General features: G+C 60.7%; 19 protein-coding genes. 9 read left to right on the forward strand and 10 right to left on the reverse strand.

Annotation, left to right across the window (positions count from 1 at the left end):
* The first annotated feature begins 2 nt into the window (after positions 1-2).
* From tsaE to trxA, 5 genes are all read left to right on the forward strand, one after another.
* Positions 3-1,514, forward strand: a complete 1,512-nt coding sequence (gene tsaE / locus AC1DNI_RS01150) for a tRNA (adenosine(37)-N6)-threonylcarbamoyltransferase complex ATPase subunit type 1 TsaE (protein ID WP_477690520.1) — start codon at positions 3-5, stop codon at positions 1,512-1,514.
* Positions 1,514-2,239, forward strand: a complete 726-nt coding sequence (locus tag AC1DNI_RS01155; protein WP_477690521.1) for a nucleotidyltransferase family protein — start codon at positions 1,514-1,516, stop codon at positions 2,237-2,239. Before tsaE ends, AC1DNI_RS01155 begins: the two co-directional genes overlap by 1 nt.
* Complete coding sequence (gene addB / locus AC1DNI_RS01160; RefSeq protein ID WP_477690522.1) at positions 2,232-5,360, forward strand: double-strand break repair protein AddB; 3,129 nt, start codon at positions 2,232-2,234, stop codon at positions 5,358-5,360. Before AC1DNI_RS01155 ends, addB begins: the two co-directional genes overlap by 8 nt.
* Complete coding sequence (gene addA, locus AC1DNI_RS01165; protein WP_477690523.1) at positions 5,357-8,854, forward strand: double-strand break repair helicase AddA; 3,498 nt, start codon at positions 5,357-5,359, stop codon at positions 8,852-8,854. The genes addB and addA overlap by 4 nt, the downstream gene beginning before the upstream one ends.
* 110 nt (positions 8,855-8,964) lie before the next feature.
* Positions 8,965-9,288 (forward strand): thioredoxin, encoded by a 324-nt coding sequence (trxA, locus tag AC1DNI_RS01170; RefSeq protein ID WP_027230897.1) that lies wholly within the window; start codon positions 8,965-8,967, stop codon positions 9,286-9,288.
* A 46-nt stretch (positions 9,289-9,334) separates the two neighbouring features.
* Here trxA and AC1DNI_RS01175 read toward each other — a convergent pair whose 3' ends face one another.
* The 10 genes from AC1DNI_RS01175 to AC1DNI_RS01220 all read right to left on the reverse strand — a co-directional run bounded on the left by AC1DNI_RS01175 (position 9,335) and on the right by AC1DNI_RS01220 (position 18,549).
* Positions 9,335-10,663 carry a bifunctional folylpolyglutamate synthase/dihydrofolate synthase gene (locus AC1DNI_RS01175; protein WP_113279908.1) on the reverse strand — a complete coding sequence of 443 codons (1,329 nt, stop codon included), beginning with the start codon at positions 10,661-10,663 and terminating at the stop codon, positions 9,335-9,337.
* A gap of 33 nt (positions 10,664-10,696) precedes the next feature.
* Positions 10,697-11,629 carry an acetyl-CoA carboxylase, carboxyltransferase subunit beta gene (accD, locus tag AC1DNI_RS01180; RefSeq protein WP_477690524.1) on the reverse strand — a complete coding sequence of 311 codons (933 nt, stop codon included), beginning with the start codon at positions 11,627-11,629 and terminating at the stop codon, positions 10,697-10,699.
* Positions 11,630-11,674: 45 nt separating this feature from the next.
* On the reverse strand, positions 11,675-12,514 hold the full coding sequence (gene trpA, locus AC1DNI_RS01185) for a tryptophan synthase subunit alpha (RefSeq protein WP_477690525.1): 840 nt from the start codon (positions 12,512-12,514) through the stop codon (positions 11,675-11,677).
* Positions 12,515-12,516: 2 nt separating this feature from the next.
* Positions 12,517-13,767 (reverse strand): tryptophan synthase subunit beta, encoded by a 1,251-nt coding sequence (gene trpB / locus AC1DNI_RS01190; protein ID WP_477690526.1) that lies wholly within the window; start codon positions 13,765-13,767, stop codon positions 12,517-12,519.
* A gap of 45 nt (positions 13,768-13,812) precedes the next feature.
* A complete protein-coding gene (locus AC1DNI_RS01195) occupies positions 13,813-14,472 on the reverse strand; it encodes a phosphoribosylanthranilate isomerase (RefSeq protein ID WP_477690527.1) in 660 nt (219 codons plus the stop codon).
* A 55-nt stretch (positions 14,473-14,527) separates the two neighbouring features.
* The gene (locus AC1DNI_RS01200) at positions 14,528-15,169 is read right to left on the reverse strand and encodes a YdcF family protein (protein ID WP_477690528.1); all 642 of its coding nucleotides are present in this window, start codon (positions 15,167-15,169) and stop codon (positions 14,528-14,530) included.
* Entirely contained in the window at positions 15,169-15,927 is a 759-nt protein-coding gene (locus AC1DNI_RS01205) for a M48 family metallopeptidase (protein WP_477690529.1), read from the reverse strand. Before AC1DNI_RS01205 ends, AC1DNI_RS01200 begins: the two co-directional genes overlap by 1 nt.
* A gap of 102 nt (positions 15,928-16,029) precedes the next feature.
* A complete protein-coding gene (locus AC1DNI_RS01210) occupies positions 16,030-16,476 on the reverse strand; it encodes a DUF2852 domain-containing protein (protein WP_027230889.1) in 447 nt (148 codons plus the stop codon).
* Positions 16,477-16,593: 117 nt separating this feature from the next.
* Positions 16,594-17,739 (reverse strand): benzoate/H(+) symporter BenE family transporter, encoded by a 1,146-nt coding sequence (locus tag AC1DNI_RS01215; protein WP_228017528.1) that lies wholly within the window; start codon positions 17,737-17,739, stop codon positions 16,594-16,596.
* Between the two features lie 9 nt (positions 17,740-17,748).
* Positions 17,749-18,549, reverse strand: coding sequence for an alpha/beta hydrolase (locus AC1DNI_RS01220; RefSeq protein WP_477691453.1), 801 nt, complete (start codon positions 18,547-18,549; stop codon positions 17,749-17,751).
* Positions 18,550-18,768: 219 nt separating this feature from the next.
* Between AC1DNI_RS01220 and infC the strand changes: the two genes are divergently transcribed.
* The 4 genes from infC to pheS all read left to right on the forward strand — a co-directional run bounded on the left by infC (position 18,769) and on the right by pheS (position 21,384).
* Positions 18,769-19,305 (forward strand): translation initiation factor IF-3, encoded by a 537-nt coding sequence (infC, locus tag AC1DNI_RS01225; protein WP_036813559.1) that lies wholly within the window; start codon positions 18,769-18,771, stop codon positions 19,303-19,305.
* Between the two features lie 241 nt (positions 19,306-19,546).
* On the forward strand, positions 19,547-19,747 hold the full coding sequence (gene rpmI, locus AC1DNI_RS01230) for a 50S ribosomal protein L35 (RefSeq protein WP_027230885.1): 201 nt from the start codon (positions 19,547-19,549) through the stop codon (positions 19,745-19,747).
* Positions 19,748-19,788: 41 nt separating this feature from the next.
* Positions 19,789-20,190: a 50S ribosomal protein L20 gene (gene rplT / locus AC1DNI_RS01235; RefSeq protein ID WP_027230884.1), complete on the forward strand. Its 402-nt coding sequence runs from the start codon at positions 19,789-19,791 to the stop codon at positions 20,188-20,190.
* Between the two features lie 111 nt (positions 20,191-20,301).
* A complete protein-coding gene (gene pheS, locus AC1DNI_RS01240; protein WP_477690530.1) occupies positions 20,302-21,384 on the forward strand; it encodes a phenylalanine--tRNA ligase subunit alpha in 1,083 nt (360 codons plus the stop codon).
* Positions 21,385-21,450 lie beyond the last annotated feature (66 nt).

A 21,450-nucleotide genomic window follows, 5' to 3' on the forward strand; every position in this document is an offset into this window, starting at 1 on the left:
CCATGGCACCGATCATCGTTCAACTGGCAACGACTGAGGATACTGAACGGTTTGGACAGGACCTTGCCCTGGCGCTGCGCAAGGGAGACCTCGTGGCTCTTTCGGGCGATCTTGGCGCCGGCAAGTCGACGCTCGCGCGCGGGCTCATCCGCACGATTGCAGCGGACAATGATTACGAGGTTCCAAGTCCCACATTTACATTGGTTCAATCCTACCCGGAATTGCGACTCCCGGTCAGTCACGTCGACCTCTATCGCCTCTCCTCGGCCGAGGAAGTCGACGAACTTGGCCTGGAGGAAGCGCTGGAGGATGGCGTCGTGCTGGTCGAGTGGCCGGAGCGCGCCGCAGGCGCTCTGCCGCGCGAGAACCTTCATATCGAGCTGAGCCATGTGGGAGAGGGACGAGAGGCCAGGATCGATGGAGACGCGGCGGCACTTGCTCGCGTCGAACGCTCCCTCGCCATTCGCGCTTTCCTTGCCTCGTCGGGCTTTGCAAAGGCGGAGCGGCGCTATCTTCTCGGCGACGCCTCTGCGCGCAGCTACGAGACGATTGCCAACGATGGTCAGTCGCCGCTGATCCTGATGAACTCGCCCTACAATCCCGGCGGTCCGATCCTGCGCGACGGCAAGACCTACATGGAGATTGCGCATCTGTCGCAGTCGGTGACCGCCTTCGTCGCGATCGACAAACTGCTTCAAGCAAATGGCTTCTCCGTTCCCGAAATCCATGCCGCCGATCTCGATGCAGGCTTTCTGATTATAGAGAATCTCGGCAGCGAGGGCATCCTCGATGCTGAGGGACTTCCGGTGCTCGCCCGGTATGAGGCAGCGGTGCGCCTGCTGGCTAGATTGCATCAATATTCGTGGCCGCAGGACATCGAAGCCGCCGACGGTTATGCACATCATATCCACCGCTTCGATCGCGACGCGATGATGATCGAGGTGGAACTCCTCTCCGAGTGGTATGTGCCGCGAATGCGTGGTGCAACGCTCCCGCAAGAGTTGAAACAGGACTACGTGGCAAAATGGGACGAAGTCTTTAGCCAACTTAAAGACGCCGAGCGCAGCCTGCTCCTCAGGGACGTGCACTCCCCCAATATTCTGTGGCGCGCCGACAGGAAAGGCATGGAGCGGGTGGGGCTGATCGATTTTCAGGATGCGATGATCGGGCCTTCCGCCTATGACGTCGCGTCCCTCGTTCTTGATGCCCGGGTGACCATCTCTCCGGAACTGCAAGATCATCTGCTCCTGGCATATCTGGCAGAACGACAGGCCGCCGATCCGACATTTGATGAAGCGAAGTTCCGTAGAGCCTTCGCCATCATGGCTGCGCAGCGCAACGCCAAGATACTCGGCATTTTTGTCCGCCTCGACGAGCGCGACGGCAAGCCGGCCTATCTAAAGCATCTACCACGCATTCAGGCGTATTTTATCCGTGCTTTGCAGCACGAGGCTCTGGCGCCGATCAGAAATTGGTGCGAGAAGGCCGGCATACTCGATCCGGAGTTCCATTGATGAAATCTCCTCGCACGGCGATGGTTCTCGCAGCCGGTCTCGGCACGCGCATGGCCCCACTTACGCTCACGACGCCAAAGCCGTTGATTAAGGTAGCCGGCAAACCATTGCTGGATTGGGGCCTTGATGCCTTGCGTGCTGCGGATGTCGAGCGCGCAATCGTCAACGTTCACTATCTCGCAGACCAGATTGAACAGCATGTCGCGGGGTACAGGCTGCCATCGATTATCGTATCGGACGAGCGGGCTGAACTTCTGGATTCTGCCGGCGGCATTGTCAGTGCACTGGATCAGATTGGAAACGATCCGTTTTACGTCATCAACGCCGACACATTCTGGATCGATGGGGCGCGCCCAAATCTTGTCCTGCTCGCGGAAGGGTGGGATGATGATCGGATGGATATTCTTCTGATGATCGCGAACAAGAACCAGGCGACGGGCTATGACGGGCGCGGCGATTTTCATATGGACAAGCAGGGGCGGCTCAGTCGTCTTGGGGAGGGCGAAACATCTCCCTATATCTATGCCGGCGCCGCAATCATCCGCCCGCGCATCTTCGCCGGCGCCGCGCCAGGAAAGGCATCGCTCAATCGCTATTTCGACGCAGCGATTGCTGCGGACCGGCTCTACGGCCTTCAGATGGACGGCCTTTGGCTGACGGTGGGTACGCCGGCGGCAATCGGCGAGGCGGAAGCGGCCATCGCCGCACATAAGGTTCATGGTTGAGCGCAGACGGCCGCGGGTATTTTCGATTGCGCCCGGCGTCCCATTTCTGCCGGCGCTGATCGAAGCCATGCAGTCCGGAGCACTCATCCCGGGCTATCCCGCCGACCCTCGCGATCCGATGGCGCTGGCGCGGGCAACGATCTACGTTCCGACGCGGCGCGCGGCGCGAACCTTGCGCTCGCTGCTCGTTGAAAAAAGCCCGGTGAAATCGGCGATCCTCCCCGTCATCCGGCCGCTCGGGGATGTGGACGAAGATGCCGCCATGTTCGACATGGGCTCGGAGGCGTTCTTCGACCTTCTGCCGCCCATCAATGCGACGGAGCGGCTCCTGCTTCTGGCGAGCCTGGTAAGGCCTTGGCGCGAGCGCTTGCCCGACCATGTGCGTGCGCTCTTCGGCAATGAGGAAATTGCCATTCCGGCGACAACCGCCGACGCCATATGGCTGGCGCGCGATCTTGCCGGACTGATGGACCAGGTTGAAACCGAGGCGAGTGGCTGGGCGACGCTTGGCAATATCGTGGCTGAGGACCTGCCGAACTGGTGGCAGGTCACGCTCGAATTCCTCGATATCGTCACCGGCGTCTGGCCGCAAATCCTGGAGGAGCGCCGTCGTTCCAATCCCGCTGCGCATCGCAATCGTCTTATCGAGCTGGAGGCCGACCGTCTCTTGCGTAGTCCGCCTTCGGGGCCGGTGATCGCGGCCGGTTCGACAGGGTCGATCCCGGCCACCGCCAAGCTGCTTGCGGCGATCGCATCCTTGCCGCAAGGAGCGGTCGTTCTGCCCGGCCTCGATCGCGATCTCGACGCAGCGAGTTGGGATATCCTTACCAAGGTCGACGACAACCCCTCCATGTTTGGCCACCCCCAATACGGCCTGCGCAAACTCCTGGGGGAGCTTGGCATTCTGCGCGATGATGTCATTCCGCTGGGGACGCCCCAACCCGGAATGCGGGCGCGTGAGCGTCTTGTCAGCGAGGCCATGCGACCCGCCGACACCAGCGAGGCTTGGGCATATCTCGACCGGGCGGGCGGGGCATTTTCCGAAGCCACTGCCGATATCTGTCTGATCGAGGCGGAGAATGAACGCGAAGAAGCGCTCGCTGCCGCATTGGCCCTGCGCGAAGCGATTGAGGATTCGGGTCGTACCGCAGCGCTCGTAACCGCCGATCGGGATCTGGCGCGGCGCGTTTCGACGGAACTCGCCCGCTTCAACATCATCGCCGACGATTCCGGCGGCCATGCACTCCGCGAGACCTTGCCGGCGACGTTGATGCGCCTGGCGCTGGAGACGGTATTCAACCCTGGCGATCCCGCTGCGCTTTTGGCACTGCTCAAGCATCCGCTGACGCGCATCGGCGGGCAGCGCGGCAAGGTGCGCAAAGTGGCAGAGACCATCGAACTCGTCGCCCTGCGTGGAGGGACCGGACGCGCGACCCTTGCGGACCTTGGAGCCTTCTTTAATCACCGGCTCGCGGAAACGAGCGGCACGCCCTTCGAACCGATGTGGCTGCGGCACCTGTCAGCGACGGATATCGAGGAGGCGCGAGCGATCTGCGATGCGCTGAGCGGATGCGTGGCGCCAATCGTTGCCATGGCAGGTCAGTCCGGCGCCGTCGCCTTGCCCGAAATCATTCATGCGAGTGTTACCGCGCTTGAAAATCTTGTGCGCGACGACAATGGCGATATTTCCGCGCTCTACGAGGGGCCGGCCGGCGAGCAGTTTGCGGCTTTCTTGCGCAACCTCGTCTCGGCCGATACCGGTCTGGAATTTGCGCCGGCCGAATGGCCTGCCATGGTCGAGGCGCTCCTCGCCGGCGAAGTCGTGAAGCCGAAAGTCGGCGCCCATCCACGCCTCTTCATCTGGGGAGCGCTCGAAGCCCGCCTGCAAACCGTCGATACGGTCGTCATTGGCGGTTTGAATGAAGGCTCGTGGCCGGGCAAGACGCGCAACGATCCTTTCATGTCGCGGCCGATGAAGTCGATCATCAAGCTCGAACCGCCGGAAAGGCGGACCGGCCTTGCAGCCCATGATTTCCAGATGGCGATGGGCATGGGGAAGGTCGTTCTCACACGTTCGCAACGCTCAGCCAATGCACCGACGGTGGCTTCCCGCTGGCTGCAGCGGTTGGATACGGTGCTTGGCAAGGATGCCGGTGCGACATTGCGACAGCAAGGCGGCAAGTATCTTGTCTGGGCGCGTGAAATCGATCGCGCGGTCGATGAAGATTTCGTCAAGCGCCCGGAACCGAAGCCGCCGCTCGATGCTCGGCCGAAGCATTTCTCGGTGACCGAAATCGAAACCTTGCGGCGTGATCCATACGCAATTTTTGCGCGGCGCATCCTGCGCCTGCGCCCGATCGAGCCTTTGATCCGCGATCCCGATGTTGCCGAACGCGGCTCGCTCTTTCATGACATCCTTGCAGCGTTCACTGGCGAAAACATCGATCCGGTTGATGCCGATGCCATGGCAAAGCTTATGAACATCGGGCGGCGCCATTTTGATGCGAGCGCTCTCCCGGAGGAAATCGACGCCGTCTGGTGGCCGCGATTTCAGATGCTGGTACCGGAGTTCATCAATTGGGAGCGCGGGCGTGCGCAACTCATCGCCGAACGCCATGCGGAAATCGCGTCCAAAAAGATCGCGGTTGATTCGACCGGCGTTACCTTGTCGGGGCGCGCCGACCGCGTCGATATCCGCCGCGACGGGACCGTCGACATCATCGACTACAAGACCGGTTCGACACCGTCGGTCCGGCAGGCACATGTCCTGCTGGCACCGCAGCTCGCATTGGAAGCGGCGTTGCTGGCCCGCGGAGGATTTCATGAGATCGGGCGGCGCAATGCAACCGACCTGCTCTATGTCCGGTTGAGACCACGAGGGAAGGTCGTCCCTGAATCGATTCTAGAAACCCGCAACAGCAGGAAATCCGCGCCGGACCTTGGTGAGTTGGCATGGCATCGCCTGAGCGAACTTTTGAACGCCTACCGCGATGTCGGCAAAGGCTATCTGTCACGCGCCCTGCCGTTCAAGGAGGGCGATCTGACCGGCGACTATGATCACCTCGCCCGTGTGCTGGAATGGTCGGCAGGCGGCGCCGACGACGAGGGCGAAGGGTCATGAAGAAGCCGCTCGCCATTCCGGTGGAAACCATTCGCGACCAGAACCGCGCCGCCGACCCGAAGGATTCCGTCTGGGTGTCGGCGAATGCCGGTTCGGGCAAGACACATGTTCTCACCGAACGCGTCATCCGGCTGCTGCTGGATGGGACCGATCCGTCCAAAATCCTGTGCCTGACCTATACGAAGGCCGCGGCGGCGGTCATGCAGAACCGTGTCTTTGCCCGCCTGTCGGAATGGGCGACTATGGATGAGGCAGCGCTTAGCCGCACGATTGAGAAAATCGACGGCGAACGTCCAGGTCCGAAAAGGTTGACGCAGGCACGCCGCCTCTTTGCCCGCGCACTCGAGACACCGGGCGGGCTGAAAATCCAGACCATCCACGCCTTCTGTGAAGCGATCCTGCATCAGTTTCCGCTCGAAGCGAATATCGCCGGTCATTTCGAGTTGATGGACGATTTGATGCAGGTCGCGCTCGTCGGCGAAGCGCGCCGGCAACTGTTGCAAACCGCCCGGCTCGATCACAATGTCGAGCTTGCAGGCGCCTTCGGGGACGTGCTCGACGCGGCCGGTGAATTCGGCCTGCAGGCGCTGCTCGATGAAGCCATCCTGAAACGGCATGATCTCACGTCATTCATCCGCGAAGTCGGCCACGATGGATTGCGTCGCCAGACGTTCTACGGGCACTTCGGCTTTAGAGGCGATGAAACGGAAGACGAAATAGTCGCCGAGTTCTGGCCGCTGCCTGAACTCGATGATGGGGTGCTCGGGGAGCTTCTCGACATTTCCGAAGGCGCCAAGCGCGCAGTCGACTTCGCGTGGCTGATCCGGTCCGCCGAGCAGGCGAACCGCACCGAGGAACTGGAGGACTTTCTGCGGGAAGCCTTCTACCTGAAGTCCGGCGAACCGGTCAGCGGCGCCAAGCTCGCGACCCGGGCCGTGGTCGACAGGGTGCCCGACTTCGAGGATCGCTTCGGAAGGGCGGCGGAGCGGGTGCGCGGCGGCCTTGACCGCCTCAAGCAATACAGGCTCATCGGACTGACCTTGTCCGCATTCGTGCTGGTGGACGAATTGCTCGGCCGCTATCAGGAAATGAAACGGTCTCGCGGACTGCTCGATTTCGACGACCTTATCGTGCGCACGGTCAATCTACTGCAGCGCCAGGATGCGGGCCCCTGGGTGCAGTACAAGCTCGATAAGGGTATCGATCACATTCTTGTCGACGAGGCACAGGATACGAGCCCGAACCAGTGGAAAGTTATCCGGCTGCTCAGCGAGGAATTCTTTGCCGGCAAAACAGCGCGTGAGATACGCCGCACTCTGTTTGCGGTGGGTGATGAGAAGCAGTCGATCTATTCGTTCCAGGGGGCCATTCCGGAGGATTTTGCCGCTCACGGCAGGGCAACGGAACGCAATGCCGATCAGGCGGATCTGAGCTTCGCCAAGGTCAGCCTCAACTTCTCTTTCCGCTCCGCCCCGGACGTGCTCTCGGCTGTAGACAGGGTTTTTGCAAGGGCCGAAGCGCACCGTGGCTTTGGCCGCGATCATGGATCGACTGTCCACACAGCGATACGCGGCAGCGATCCGGGCGAAGTCGAAATATGGGACGTGCTGACGCCGGACACGACGCCGGAGGTGGAGGACTGGCGCACGCCGGTCGACAGCCTGCGCGCGCCACCCGTGCGGCTCGCCGAGCAGATCGCCAGGACCATCGAACTCTGGCTGAAGAACGGCGAGGTGTTGCAGGGGCAGGGACGCAGGCTCGAGGCACGCGACATCATGGTGCTGGTGCGCAAGCGCGACCAGTTCATGCATGCCCTGTCGCGCGAACTGAAACGGCGGCACGTGCCGGTCGGCGGGGCGCATCGGCTGAAGCTGACCGACCACATCGCGATCAAGGATCTGATGGCGCTTGGTCGCTTCATGTTGCTGCCAGCCGACGACCTTTCTCTGGCCGCCCTGCTTAAGAGCCCGCTGTTCAAGCTTGGAGACGATGAACTTTTCGTCCTTGCCCATGGACGCGCCGAAAACGAGACATTATTCGACCGGCTGAACAGCCGTGCCGAGGACGACCTTACGTTCCATGCTATTGCCCAGCGCCTGAAGGAGTGGCGCAGCCGCGCCGATACGCTCCCTGTCTTCGAATTCTACGCTCATATCCTTGGACCAGGCGGTGCGCGGCGCGACTTGCTGGCGCGGCTTGGCCAGGAAGCCGGTGACGTCATCGACGAGTTCCAGAATTATGCGATCGCGACCGAGCGCACCGGATTGCCGGGCCTGCAGGTCTTTCTCGAAACGCTGGAGGCGGCAACGCCGGAGATCAAGCGCGAATTCGACCAGAGCCGCAACGAAGTACGGATCATGACCGTCCATGCCTCGAAGGGCCTGGAGGCTGCCGTGGTCTTTCTCGTCGATTCCGGCAGCGCGGCTTCGGCCGGCGGACGAAATCCCAACCTCGTCTCCTTCGATATGCGCGAAGAGGACGGCTGGCACGGCAAGGGTTTCCTTTTCGTACCGTCGAAATTCCACGCAACAGCATTCACGGGCACGTTGCTCGACACCTTGAAGCTGCGCGCTGAAGAGGAGTATCGCCGCCTGCTCTACGTTGGGATGACCCGCGCCGAAGACCGCCTGATCGTCTGCGGCTATCGCGGCATAAGACAGGCCCCCGAGACGTGGCACAATCTGGTTGATGCCGGTCTCGGCGATGCGAGCCTGCCGTTCGATCATCCTGTGGAAGGCGTCAACGCAAGGCGCTATCGCATCACCCAGCCCGACAATCGCGATATTGCGGTTCCCGAAGACCGGCCGGCAGCCACCGAGGTCGCGTTTCCCGCTGCCTTCAGAAAGCCGATGCCGCGCGAACTGGGTCTGCCGCGACCGCTCGCCCCGTCAGGCGTGTCGGTTGTGATCGAGCCGGACGATGAAGCCCCACTGGTCACCGGATCGCCGGTTCTCTCCGGGGATCGCGGCACGTCATCCTTTGCCATCCGCAGGGGCATCGTCATCCACGCTCTGTTGCAGACACTGCCTGATCTCCCAGCTGAACAGCGGATGGCAGCGGCGGATCGCTATCTGGCGCGGGCCGCGTTCGACTGGGAACCACAGGAGCTTGACGTGGCGCGGAGGTCGGTATTTGCGATCCTCGACGATGCGAAGTTCGCTGCCGTCTTTGCCGAAGGCTCGTTGGCCGAGGTGGCCGTCATGGGAACGTTGCATCTGCGCGGCAAGGACCACGCCGTATCCGGCGTCGTCGATCGTCTTGCGGTCGTGGGCGAGCGTGTCGTCATCATCGACTACAAGACCAACCGGCCGGCACCTCAAACGCTGGCGAAAGTACCGGAAACCTATGTCGCCCAGCTTGCGCTCTACCGCGAGCTGCTTTCGCCGCTTTATCCCGGCAAAACCATCGAAACCGCCTTGCTCTTCACCGAGGGCCCCCACCTTGTCGACATTCCCGAGGCGGCCATGAACGAGGCACTTGAGCGTCTGCGATAGGCACCCACGTAGACCTTTGCACTGAATCGTGACAAGACCTAGCTTGACGAGTGTGGATAGACTCACCACATGATGTGCAACACATTCAACAAACCTACAAGGAAAAGCCTATGGCTACCGTCAAGATCGACACCAGCAATTTTCAGTCCGATGTAATCCAGGCTGGCCAGCCTGTCGTCGTTGATTTCTGGGCGGAGTGGTGCGGCCCCTGCAAGATGATCGCGCCGGCCCTCGAGGAAATCGCTTCGGAGATGGAAGGCAAGGTCACGATCGCCAAGGTCAACATCGATGAGAATCCGGAACTGGCCGCCCAGTTCGGCGTCCGTTCCATCCCGACCCTTCTGATGTTCAAGGATGGCGAACTTGCCGCCAACCTCGTTGGTGCTGCTCCCAAGAGCAAGCTCAGCGACTGGATCAGAAATTCGGCTGCCTGATCAATCCGGACTGCACAATAAAAAACCCGGCCTTGTGCCGGGTTTTTTATTGCGGCGGCGTGCCGTTGTCGGAGAGCACTTCGCCGGCAAGATAGAGCGAGCCGCCGATGAGGATGCGCGGCGCGGGCTCGCTGGAGTCCCAGCTATCGCGCAAGATTTTCAAGGCATTCTCCACCGAATGCACCGGCTCGGCCGAAAGACCCGCTTCATTGGCCGCGATTGCCAGCTCGTCGTGGGGGATACCGGCGCCGCTGGAGCGGATCGGCACCGTATAGACGTGGCGCGCCATGCCGGTGAATGCCTGGAAGTATCCCACCGGGTCCTTGGTATTGATCATGCCCGTAATGAGGAAAAGCGGGCGCTGGCTGCGGTCTTCAAGGGTGGCGATCGCCTCTGCGACCACGAGGCCCGCACCGGGATTGTGCCCGCCGTCGAGCCAGATCTCCGAACCGGGTACGGATAGTTCAACAAGCTTGCCCTTGACGAGGCGCTGCATGCGCGCCGGCCACTCCACGGTGGTCATGGCGCGCTCAACGGCCTGTTCGGGAACTTTAAAGCCGGCGGTCCGCACGGCCTGGATGGCCGCGGCCGCATTGGCCAGTTGGTGCCGGCCAAGAAGGTTCGGCAGGGGCAGGTCCATCAGGCCGGTATTGTCCTGATAGATCATGCGGCCGCGCTCTTCGAAACTCAGGAAATCCTGGCCATAGACGGCATAGGGGCAATCGCGGCGCTCGGCGGTCTCGATCAGGACCATGCGCACGGCTTCTTCGTCCTGCGCGCCAATAACGACGGGGCAACGCGGCTTGATAATGCCCGCCTTCTCGGCTGCAATGAGCTCCACACGATCGCCAAGATAGGGCTGGTGGTCGAGCGAGATCGGCATGATGACGCTGACCGCCGGCTCCGGGATCACATTTGTCGCGTCGAACCTTCCGCCAAGACCGACCTCAAGAACAACGGCGTCTGCCGGGTGCTCGGAAAAAAGCACAAAGGTGACTGCCGTCAGAATTTCAAAAACGGTGATCGCCTGCCCCGCGTTGGCTTCGGCAACGCGCTTTACCGCTTCAGCCAGAACCGCATCCTCGACAATCTTGCCGCCGCCCGGCGCACCGAGCCTGTAACGCTCATGCCAGCGCACGAGATGGGGGGAGGTATGCACATGCGCGGTATAGCCCGCAGCCTCGAGCAGTGCGCGCGAGAAGGCTACCGCCGAACCCTTGCCGTTGGTCCCGGCGACATGGATCACGGGCGGGAGTCTCAGATGCGGATTGCCCAAGGTGTCGAGCAGGCGTGTGATCCGGCCGAGCGACAGGTCGAAGCCCTTCGGGTGCAAGCCGAGCAGCCGTTCTATTTCCTTTTCAGCATGCGACGACATTGCACATCCGGCTTTAGGTATGGCGCAGCGGCATCAGGAATCGGCCTTGGCCGGAACCGGCAGAGCGGTGGTTGCGAGACCGTTCGGCACATCGGTCTCCTCGACAATTTCCGTCGCCGGCTGGCCCATCATCATCTTGAGGAGCCGGGCTATGGTTGTCTTGAGCTGCGGCCGCGGTACCACCATGTCGACCATGCCGTGGGTTTTCAGATATTCGGCGCGCTGGAAGCCTTCCGGCAGTTTTTCGCGAATGGTCTGTTCGATGACCCGCTGCCCGGCAAAGCCAATCAGGGCGCCGGGTTCGGCAATATGGATATCGCCGAGCATGGCATAGGATGCCGAGACCCCACCGGTCGTCGGATTGGTCAGGACGACGATATATGGCAGGCCGGCTTCCTTCAGCATTTCCACGGCAACCGTGGTGCGCGGCAGCTGCATCAACGAAAGAATGCCCTCCTGCATGCGCGCCCCGCCCGACGCGGCAAAGAGCACCAGCGGCTTCTTCTGTGCGATCGCTGTTTCAAAACCCTTGATGATTGCCTCGCCCGCTGCCATCCCGAGCGAACCGCCCATGAAGCTGAAGTCGTGGATCGTGACGACGATCGGCAGACCCTCGATGGTGCCGAGCGCGTTGATGATCGCGTCGTCCTGCCCGGTCTTGGTGCGATGTTCCTTGAGGCGGTCGATATAGCGCTTCTCATCGCGGAATTTCAAAGGATCGACGGCGACCTTGGGCTGCTCGAGCGTCTCGAAAATCCCGTCATCGAAGAAAAAGCGCAGACGATCGCGAGCCGGAATGCGCATGTGATGGCCGGAAGACGGCACCACCCACTGGTTCTTTTCGAGATCCGTGTGAAAGACCATCTCTCCGGACTCCGGATCCTTGATCCAGAGATTCTCCGGCATTTCACGGCGGCCAAGCATCGAGTTGATCTTTGGCCGAACGTAATTCGTGATCCAGTTCATGATCGGTCCTGTTCTTCCGTCAAAGGTTCAGGTGATTTAGAGCTTCTACTCGGCCGCCGCAAGGCGTACAGCCCTGACGCCGCTGGAGAGGCCCTGCACCATGGTGGCAACTGCCTCGGCAGGATCGGCGACCAGCGAGCCATCGGGACGGATGGTATTGGCAACGGCATTGATGATCGCCGTACCGACTACGACACCGTCGGCGGCGCTGCCGATCACTTTCGCCTGTTCTGCGGTCTTGACGCCGAAACCGACGACGACCGGAAGGTCCGTGTGCTTCTTGATGCGCTCGACGGCGCTCGCAACCTTCGACGTGTCAGGAAGCGCCGAGCCGGTGATGCCGGTCATCGATACGTAATAGACGAAGCCGGACGTGTTCTGCAGCACTTTCGGCAGGCGCTTTTCGTCCGTCGTCGGCGTCGCCAGGCGAATGAAGTTGATCCCGGCCTTGATAGCGGGGATGCACAGCTCTTCGTCCATTTCCGGCGGCAAGTCGACAATGATGAGACCATCGATTCCCGCAGCAACGGCATCCTTCAGGAAGCGGTCGACACCGTAAATGTAGATGGGATTGTAGTAGCCCATCAGTACGATCGGGGTCGTATCGTCGCTCGCGCGAAACTGCCTGGCAAGCTCCAGGGTCTTGGTCAGGGTCATGCCCTTTTTCAGCGCCCGCAGGCCCGCAGCCTGGATAGCGGGGCCATCAGCCATGGGATCGGAAAAGGGCACGCCGAGTTCGATGATATCGGAACCCGAGACCGGCAACGACTTCATGATCTTGAGCGAGGTGTCGAAATCCGGGTCGCCGCCCATGAAGTAGGTCACGAGCGCCGGACGGCCCTCGGCTTTCAGGGCAGCAAATTTCCTGTCGATACGGGTCGTCATGATCAGATGTCCATTCCAAGCAGTTTGCCGACCGTGTGTACGTCCTTGTCGCCGCGGCCGGATAGATTGACGATCATGATCTTGTCCTGCGCCATCTGCGGCGCGATCTTGACCGCATGCGCGATGGCATGGGCGGATTCGAGCGCCGGAATAATACCCTCGACGCGTGTCGTCAGCTGGAAGGCGTCGAGCGCCTCATTGTCGAGGATCGGCACGTAGGAAACGCGGCCCGTATCGCGCAGCCAGGAATGCTCGGGACCGACGCCCGGATAATCGAGGCCGGCCGAAACCGAGTGGCCGTCAAGGATCTGGCCATCCTGATCCTGCAGGAGGTAGGTGCGGTTGCCGTGCAAAACGCCGGGACGGCCTGCGCTCATCGAGGCACAATGTTCGATACCGTCGAGCCCTCGTCCGCCCGCCTCGATACCGATGATCTCGACGCTCTTGTCATCAAGGAACGGGTGGAACAGGCCGATTGCGTTGGACCCGCCGCCGACGGCAGCGATGATCGTGTCGGGCAGGCGCCCCTCCTGTTCGAGGATCTGCTCGCGTGCCTCAATGCCGATGACGGACTGGAAGTCACGAACGAGTTCGGGATAGGGATGGGGACCAGCGGCTGTGCCGATCAGGTAGTAGGTGTCGTCGACATTGGTGACCCAGTCACGCAACGCTTCGTTCATGGCATCCTTGAGCGTGCCATGGCCGGAGGAGACGGGCTTCACTTCTGCACCAAGCAGCTTCATGCGGAAGACGTTCGGCTTCTGCCGTTCGACGTCGGTCGCGCCCATATAGACGACGCAGGGGAGCCCGAAGCGCGCCGACACGGTGGCCGAGGCGACGCCGTGCTGTCCGGCGCCGGTCTCGGCGATGATGCGGGTCTTGCCCATGCGCTTGGCGAGCAGGATTTGCCCGAGGCAATTGTTGATCTTGTGGCTGCCGGTGTGATTGAGGTCTTCGCGCTTGAAGTAGATCTTGGCGCCGCCATTGCCGCCCTGATCCTTGGCGAGCTGGCGCACGTGCCGGGTAAGGCCCTCGGCATAATAGAGCTTGGACGGCCGGCCGGCATAGTGTGTGGAAAGTGCCTGAAGCTCGGCCTTGAAGGCCGGATTATTCTTGGCGTCGTCATAGGCCTGCTGCAATTCAAGAATGAGCGGCATCAGCGTTTCGGCAACAAAGCGCCCGCCGAAAATGCCGAACATGCCCTCTTCGTCGGGACCTGTCTTGAATGAATTGGGCTCAACCACCTTGTTCACTGCTCCACTCCGTTCCTGGGATAGTCGCCGAAACGACTGCCCGCCTTAAGCCGCATCGGCGCTTTTGGCAGCGCGCACGGCCCTGAAAAATTCCTTGATAAGCCCGACATCCTTCACGCCGGGCGCCGATTCGACACCGGATGAAACATCAATGCCGCCCGGCAATGTCGCCTGCAACGCCTGGCCGATATTACCGGCATTCAGCCCGCCTGACAGAATGTAGTCGAGCGAGCCGTCAAGCTCACTCAAGACCTTCCAATCGAACGCGACGCCATTGCCACCCGGCAAGGCCGAACCTGCAGGTGCCTTGGCATCGAACATCAGCCGATCGGCGATGCCGATGTACGGCTCGATCTGTGCAAGGTCGCCGCGCTCGCGCAGCGAGAACACCTTGATCACCGGCAGGCCATAACGCGCTTTCACCTGCCGCACGCGCGAGACGCTCTCGTGGCCGTGCAACTGCAGCATATCAGGCGCCATTTCGGAAACGATCGCATCGAGCGCGGCATCGTCGGCGTCGACGGTAACGGCAACGGCTTTTGCCCGGCCTGCAGCGGCGCGGCGCAGACGACCGGCCTCGGAAGGGTCAATATTGCGCGGGCTCTTTGCAAAGAATATGAAGCCGATATGCGTGGCGCCACCATCGAGGGCAGCGGCAACTGCTTCGTCGGTTTTCAATCCGCATATCTTTATATCAAGGCTCATGACCCGCCACTCGCATGAAAATGCGCCAAAGTCGAGGATTTTGCATCGAACTCTGTCACAGATGGTGGTGATAGCCCTTCGCGACAAGAAATTCGAACGCATCCGCGACGGATACGGGGATGGATTGCGCTGTCTGATAGCCCTTGATGGGGTAAATCCTCATGCGATGCACGTCGCCGACCATCTCGTTGATAAGCCCCTCAAGCGGATAGGCCGTCGTCGGTTGGTCTTCGAAACGGGTAGGCGGTGCGGTCACCAGCGTCGCAACTTCAGGCCACTGTGCATCCGCCGTGGCGCGGACGCGCCGCTGGGTCTGCGGCTTGGTGACCATAATGACCCGCCGGACATGCTCGCCAGCCATGGACCTGGCGAAGCGGATATTCTCGCCGATATTGGTGGCGAGAGGCTCGATGAGAATGGAGGCGGCGGGCACGCCAAGATTGACGGCACGGTGCGCAAACGCCTCTGCCTCGCTGTTTTCATAAAGGTTGCCGGTCCAGTTGCCGGATTTGCCGGTAAAGAGAATGCGCGGCGCCAGACCCTGGCGAAACAATGCGGCGCAATGGTCGGCGACGCGCAGATCGTAGCTGCCGAGCCCGATGATCAGGTCCGCCTTGGCGAGCGGATCGTAGATGTGGTGATATTCCCACAGCGTTTTTGCGGCCTGCAAAACCGGCGTTGAAAGCTCCACTGCCATCAGCTGAAATCGATTGCCTGCAATGCGCCGCCATTGCGCTTCAGCCAGGCCTTGCAGCGCTCGGTATCCGGGCAAAGTTCGCCGCACAGCTTCCAGAATTTCGGACCGTGGTTCATTTCCTTAAGGTGGGCGACCTCGTGCGCGACCAGATAATTGATGATCGGCGGCGGGGCCATCATGATGCGCCAGGAAAAGGACAGCGTGCCATCGGAGGTACAGGAGCCCCAGCGGCTTTTCGTATCCTTCAACCGCACCGTTTTTGCGCGTCTGCCGACAGCCGCAGTATGGCGCGCGACGAGCATTTCAAGGTCGCGGCGGGCTTCCCGCTTGAGGAAATCGCCGACGCGGCGGGCAAGATGCGGGCGGTCACCGCAGACGATGAGCAATGGCCCGTCTGGTCCCGGCTCCTGCCGCACCGTGCCGCGCTTGGCGGGTTCGTGAACGATGAGATGCGGCACACCTCGCACCGGTATTTTCACGCCGGGGCGCACCTTGGGCTGGTCGGGCATCTTGGAGATACGGGTCTCGATCCAACCCTCGTGGCGCGTGAGGAATTTGTCTATCTCTCGCGCCGGCATGCCGGGCGGCACGGTCATGCGCAGCCCCTTGCCACCGGCGTCGATCCGCAGCGTCAAGCGTGTAGCGCGCGGATTCTCCATGACGCGCAGCGGCAGAACGCGCCCGGCTACCTCATAGCTGCGTTCAGCCGTAAGCGTGGCGGACTTTTTCGGCGGGTTCCGAAACAGGGACAGGATCATGCGGCCACTTTAGTTGATTCGAGGGGTGTCGCCAGCCAAAACAGGAGCGGCGCCGGGACATCCCGGCGCCGCCTTATACAGCAACGAACGATTGAAACAGGGTTATTCGCCGTTGCCCTCATTCACATCAGGAACCGATCCCGAAGGCTTCCTGGCGTTGCGGTCGGCCATGAAGCGGTCGAATTCTTCCCTGTCCTTGGCGCGGCGCAGTTCCTGCGCGTAGGTCTCGAACTCGGCGCGCATCTCTTCGAGCTTACGGCGTTCCTCGTCGAGGCGCTCCAGTTCCTTCTCGCGCCATTCGTCGAAGGCGACGTTGCCGGTGCCGAACGGACCTCTGCCGAAACGCTGCGAACGGCGATTGCGGCGCCACGCACCGCAGACGTTTTCAGCGGCATTGTTCATTTCGTGTTTGAAACCGCCAAACCGGTTGCCCCAGACAATGTAGGCAAGCATGGCTAAGCCAAGTGGCCAGAACAGCATGAAACCGATAATCATCAGAGCGATGGTCGCCGGGGTCCAGCCTGGCCGGATCAAAGCAGCATTGTTCATCTAAAGCCCTTCCTTACTGAAGAAAGCCCGACCCCGATTGGTCGATCGATTACGACATGGGAAGGAAATTTTGGCTTTTCAAGAAAACGTGACTCCAAATGCGACAAGCCTTTGGAATCAGACCGCTTTCTTTACGTGATCGAGCCAATAGACGAGCAGGCCCGCAACGAGCGCCCAGAAGGCCGCGCCGATTCCGGCGATCGAGATGCCGGATGCAGTGACTGCGAAGGTCACGATTGCGGCAAGGCGCTCCTTTTCTGTCTTGAGCGCGAGCGACAGCGCGTTGGTAAATGCACCGATGAGGGCGAGGCCAGCGACGAGCGCGATCAGCGGCGCCGGTAGAACCGCGAAGAGCGCGACGAGGGAGGCGCCGAAGATCGCAAATATCAGATAGGAAAGCGCATAGAACGGTCCCGTCAGCCAACGCTTCTGCGGGTCAGGATGGGCATCGGGACCGGTGCAGATGGCGGCCGAGATCGCTGCCATATTGCTGGTGTGCCCACCAAAGGGAGCGCTCAGGAGTGAGACGAGGCCGGTCACCTGCAAGGCCGCGGCCGTGGGCGGCTCGTAACCTGCAGCGCGCAAGACCGCAAAACCCGGCAAGTTCTGCGAAGCCATGGTGACGAGATATAGCGGCAGGGCAAGGCCGATCATGGCGCGCAAGTCAAACACCGGCATGATCAGCGTCAACGTCGACAGTTCAACCGAGGGGACGCTAGCCACGCGCCCGCTGGCAAAGGCGTATATCACGCCGCCGAAAAGCACCGCGAGCACGGCCATGGCAGGGTTATAGAGCCGGATGACGAAGAACAGCGCCGCCAGCGGCAAAACAAAGAGCGGATCAACCGGTATGGTTCGCGCCGCGCCGATGAGGAAGGCAAAGAGGACGCCGGCAAGCATGCCCGAGGCGATGGAAGCCGGGATCTTCGAGACGAAAGCCGAGACCGGCTTGATCAACCCCGTAAGGATGATGGCAAGGGCGGTGACAATAAAGGCACCAACGGCCTCAGGCATGGTAAAGCCGATCGACCCGCCGATAAGCGCAAGGCCGGGGGTCGACCATGCACTGATGATCGGCATTTTGTAGCGCCAGCTGAGGTAGCCGGTGGCAAAGAACATGGCGAGACAAACGGCGGTGACCCAGCTTGCAGTCTCGGCCTGTGTCGCGCCCAGAGCCTGCGCTGCCGCGATAATCAGTGCCAGCGTACCGCCGAAACCGACGACCGCAGCAACGACGGCAGAAGCAACCACTGAAAAGCGCATGAGGGTGACCTATTGAACGGGCGGGCGGGACTTTGGATGGGTGGTGCGATCGACCATTGAAGACACGGTTCGCGTAAGAAGTTCAAGGTCCTGCGGGCGGGAAAGGCGGTGGTCGCCGTCGCGAACGAGGGTGATCGTCACGTCGTCGACGGGAAGATGATCGACGAGCCGCAACGCATGGCGATAGGGAACATCGTCGTCCTTCATGCCCTGGAGAATGTGAACGGGACAGTCGGTCTGGATGACGCCCTTCAATACCTGGTTGGTACGCCCGTCTTCGAGGAGCTTCTTCGCGTAGATATAGGGCTCCTGCGAATATTCCGACGGCTCTTCCATATAGCCAAGCTCGGCGATCTGACGCCGCTGCTTGTTGGTCAGTTGCGGCTCGACCAGTTCCGAGGTGAAGTCGGGCGCCGGCGCAATAAGGACGAGGCCGGCGACCCGTCCGCCTTCACCGACCTTCTGCAGTTCCTCGATGAGGCGAAGGGCAATCCAGCCGCCCATCGACGAGCCGATTACGATCTGGGGCCCGGAGGTGAACTCGCGGAACACCGCCAGCGTCTGTTCGAGCCATAGCGAAATCGTGCCGTCGCGGAATTCACCGCGGGATTCGCCGTGCCCGGAATAGTCGTGCCGAAGATAGGCAAGGCCGTTGCTTGCAGCCCATTGATCGAGCCACTCGGCCTTGGTGCCGAGCATGTCCGAGCGATAGCCGCCGAGCCAGACGAGACCGGGTTCACCTCCACGCCGCTTGCGGTAGGCAATCTTGATTCCATCGACGGTGTGGAACTGGGGCGGGGTAATGTCCATGAGCATGCCTGTCATCTATCGCTATACTGCCTTTTGCCATGTTCGCACCTGGCAATAAAGCCCGCGATATTGCATAAAACTGAAACAATCCTATGTCTGTTATGGATGATTTATCCCGAAAAAAATGGTATTCGCATGGGCCCGACGCATAGAAGCATTGCGGCGCTGGTCCGACGGTGCTATTTGCGTTGACCGAAATAATTCAAGGAGACTACTGCCATTCGCCGACCCTTTAGAGCACAGGCGGTCCAGAAAGATGGACCTCGTTCGAACCGCGATATCCGCGTACCTCAGGTACAATTGATCGATGCCGAAGGTGAAAACCACGGTATCGTTACCATTCAGGCAGCACTGGCCATGGCCGATGAGGCCGGACTCGATCTCGTCGAGATCGTCCCCAATGCCGAGCCGCCAGTTTGCAAGATCGTTGATCTGGGCAAGCTGAAGTACCAGGGCCAGAAGAAGGCCGCTGAGGCGCGCAAGAAGCAGAAGACCGTCGAAATCAAAGAAATCAAGATGCGTCCGAACATCGATACGCATGACTATGATGTGAAGATGAAGGCGATCAAGCGGTTCTTCGATGAGGGCGACAAGGTCAAGGTAACACTGCGTTTCCGCGGCCGCGAAATGGCGCACCAGGAACTCGGCATGCGTCTGCTCGATCGGGTGAAGGAAGACACTGTCGAGATTTCCAAGGTCGAGGCGGAGCCAAAGCTTGAAGGCCGCCAGATGATGATGGTGCTCGCACCGCGCTAACAGGCGCTTGCCTCGGACCAAGAGCCGCCTTCGGGCGGCTTTTTCATTTACAATCGGCCTTGATCGATTCAGTTGTTGCGCTTTTTCAGACTTCTGGTAATAAGGCCCCGTTCAAACCGCCCGGCAGGGCATGCCGTGGCGGTTTTGTATGCTTTCAGGCTTTGGTCGGCCTGAAGTGGAAAAACAGGAGCCGCCGTTTCATGGAAACGACAGAGCTCCTTTAGAAGAATGGAGTAGCAAAATGCCCAAGATGAAGACCAAATCTGCTGCCAAGAAGCGGTTCAAAGTAACCGGGACTGGCAAAGTCAAAGCCGCCGCCGCTGGCAAACGCCATGGCATGATCAAACGTTCGAACAAATTCATCCGTGACGCACGTGGCACAATGGTTCTTTCCGATGCCGATGCCAAGATCGTGAAGAAGTTCTTGCCCAACGGCCTCTAAGCCGGGCGCGTTTTTAGTCCTTAAGACAAGGAGATCATATCATGGCACGTGTAAAACGGGGCGTTACGTCCCACGCCAAGCACAAAAAAGTTCTGAAGCAGGCCGAGGGTTTCCGTGGCCGCCGCAAGAATACGATCCGCACCGCAAAGGCTGCCGTTGACCGTTCGAAGCAGTACGCTTATCGCGACCGCAAGAACAAGAAGCGCACGTTCCGCGCGCTCTGGACCCAGCGCATCAATGCCGCCGTGCGCGAGCATGGCCTGACCTACAGCCGTTTCATCGACGGCCTGTCGAAGTCGGGTATCGAAGTTGACCGTAAGGTTCTGTCGGATCTCGCGATCCACGAGCCGGAAGCATTCGGTGCACTCGTCGCTTCTGCCAAGAAGGCGCTTGAGTACCTCAAGAACACCACTCCGAACGCTTTTGAAGGCGCTGTTCACTAAGCCCAGCGCTCCCAAAGCATTTTCGGAAAATTAGACTTGGGAAACCCGCGCTGGCTCGGCTGGCGCGGGTTTTTCGATTTTTGTCATTGACGATCAGACAGGTGATGAACGATGGACGACCTGGTAGAACTGGAAAGCGTGCTTGCCGCGCAGATTGAGGCAGCCAATGACGAAGCGGCCATCGAGGCCGTACGCATTGCTGCACTCGGCAAGAAGGGCTCGATCTCGGAGAAGCTGAAGTCGCTGGGCGCAATGTCGCCGGAAGAGCGCCAGTTCCAGGGCCCGGCAATCAATGGCCTGAAGAACCGGATCACCGAAGCGCTGACGGCCCGCAAGGCCGCCCTCAAGGATGTGGCTATCGCTCTTCGTCTCGAAAAGGAAAAGGTCGATATCACGCTGCCGGTCCGCGCCGCTCCGGTAGAGCGCGGCCGCATCCATCCGATCAGCCAGGTCATCGACGAGATCACGGCAATTTTCGCCGACATGGGCTTCTCCATTGCCGAAGGTCCGGACATCGAGACCGACTATTACAATTTTACCGCGCTGAATTTCCCCGAAGGCCATCCGGCGCGCGAGATGCACGACACCTTCTTCTTCAATCCGGATGCCAACGGCGAACGGCGTGTGTTGCGCACGCATACGAGCCCGGTTCAGGTCCGCACCATGGAGAACCAGAAGCCGCCGATTCGTATCGTTATTCCGGGCAAGACCTATCGCATGGATTCCGATGCGACCCATTCGCCGATGTTCCATCAGGTCGAAGGCCTCGTCATCGACAAGACGGCGAATGTCGCCAACATGAAATGGGTGCTTGAAGAGTTCTGCAAGGCGTTCTTCGAAGTGCCGTCGCTGAAGATGCGCTTCCGTCCCTCCTATTTTCCGTTCACGGAACCATCGCTCGAGGTCGACATTCAGTGCGATCGCTCCGGCAAGGAAGTGAAGTTCGGCGAGGGCAATGACTGGATGGAGATCCTTGGCTGCGGCATGGTGCATCCGAACGTGCTACGCGCCGGCGGTCTTGATCCCGATGAATATCAGGGCTTTGCCTGGGGCATGGGTATCGACCGCATTGCCATGCTGAAATACGGCATGCCGGATCTGCGCGCTTTCTTCGATGCGGATGTGCGCTGGCTGTCGCATTACGGCTTCCGCCCGCTCGACATGCCGACCCTGTTTGGGGGCCTCAGCGCGTGAGCGGAGCGCTAGAAACCTGTTTCCGGTGCGAGCGGCTTCGCCTTGTCGAAACGCTCCAACGCTAAA

It is taken from the genome of Phyllobacterium sp. 01N428 (genome assembly GCF_056399405.1).

What these genes read in the sequence shown, in the direction of transcription:
- addB (WP_477690522.1), top strand. Translation starts at nt 2,232, where the DNA reads ATGGTTGAGCGCAGACGGCCGCGGGTATTTTCGATTGCGCCCGGCGTC.
- addA (WP_477690523.1), top strand. Translation starts at nt 5,357, where the DNA reads ATGAAGAAGCCGCTCGCCATTCCGGTGGAAACCATTCGCGACCAGAAC.
- trxA (WP_027230897.1), top strand. Translation starts at nt 8,965, where the DNA reads ATGGCTACCGTCAAGATCGACACCAGCAATTTTCAGTCCGATGTAATC.
- trpA (WP_477690525.1), bottom strand. Translation starts at nt 12,514, where the DNA reads ATGACGACCCGTATCGACAGGAAATTTGCTGCCCTGAAAGCCGAGGGC.
- AC1DNI_RS01175 (WP_113279908.1), bottom strand. Translation starts at nt 10,663, where the DNA reads ATGTCGTCGCATGCTGAAAAGGAAATAGAACGGCTGCTCGGCTTGCAC.
- pheS (WP_477690530.1), top strand. Translation starts at nt 20,302, where the DNA reads ATGGACGACCTGGTAGAACTGGAAAGCGTGCTTGCCGCGCAGATTGAG.
- rpmI (WP_027230885.1), top strand. Translation starts at nt 19,547, where the DNA reads ATGCCCAAGATGAAGACCAAATCTGCTGCCAAGAAGCGGTTCAAAGTA.
- rplT (WP_027230884.1), top strand. Translation starts at nt 19,789, where the DNA reads ATGGCACGTGTAAAACGGGGCGTTACGTCCCACGCCAAGCACAAAAAA.
- accD (WP_477690524.1), bottom strand. Translation starts at nt 11,629, where the DNA reads ATGAACTGGATCACGAATTACGTTCGGCCAAAGATCAACTCGATGCTT.
- AC1DNI_RS01210 (WP_027230889.1), bottom strand. Translation starts at nt 16,476, where the DNA reads ATGAACAATGCTGCTTTGATCCGGCCAGGCTGGACCCCGGCGACCATC.
- tsaE (WP_477690520.1), top strand. Translation starts at nt 3, where the DNA reads ATGGCACCGATCATCGTTCAACTGGCAACGACTGAGGATACTGAACGG.
- AC1DNI_RS01220 (WP_477691453.1), bottom strand. Translation starts at nt 18,549, where the DNA reads ATGGACATTACCCCGCCCCAGTTCCACACCGTCGATGGAATCAAGATT.
- AC1DNI_RS01195 (WP_477690527.1), bottom strand. Translation starts at nt 14,472, where the DNA reads ATGAGCCTTGATATAAAGATATGCGGATTGAAAACCGACGAAGCAGTT.
- AC1DNI_RS01200 (WP_477690528.1), bottom strand. Translation starts at nt 15,169, where the DNA reads ATGGCAGTGGAGCTTTCAACGCCGGTTTTGCAGGCCGCAAAAACGCTG.
- AC1DNI_RS01215 (WP_228017528.1), bottom strand. Translation starts at nt 17,739, where the DNA reads ATGCGCTTTTCAGTGGTTGCTTCTGCCGTCGTTGCTGCGGTCGTCGGT.
- AC1DNI_RS01155 (WP_477690521.1), top strand. Translation starts at nt 1,514, where the DNA reads ATGAAATCTCCTCGCACGGCGATGGTTCTCGCAGCCGGTCTCGGCACG.
- AC1DNI_RS01205 (WP_477690529.1), bottom strand. Translation starts at nt 15,927, where the DNA reads ATGATCCTGTCCCTGTTTCGGAACCCGCCGAAAAAGTCCGCCACGCTT.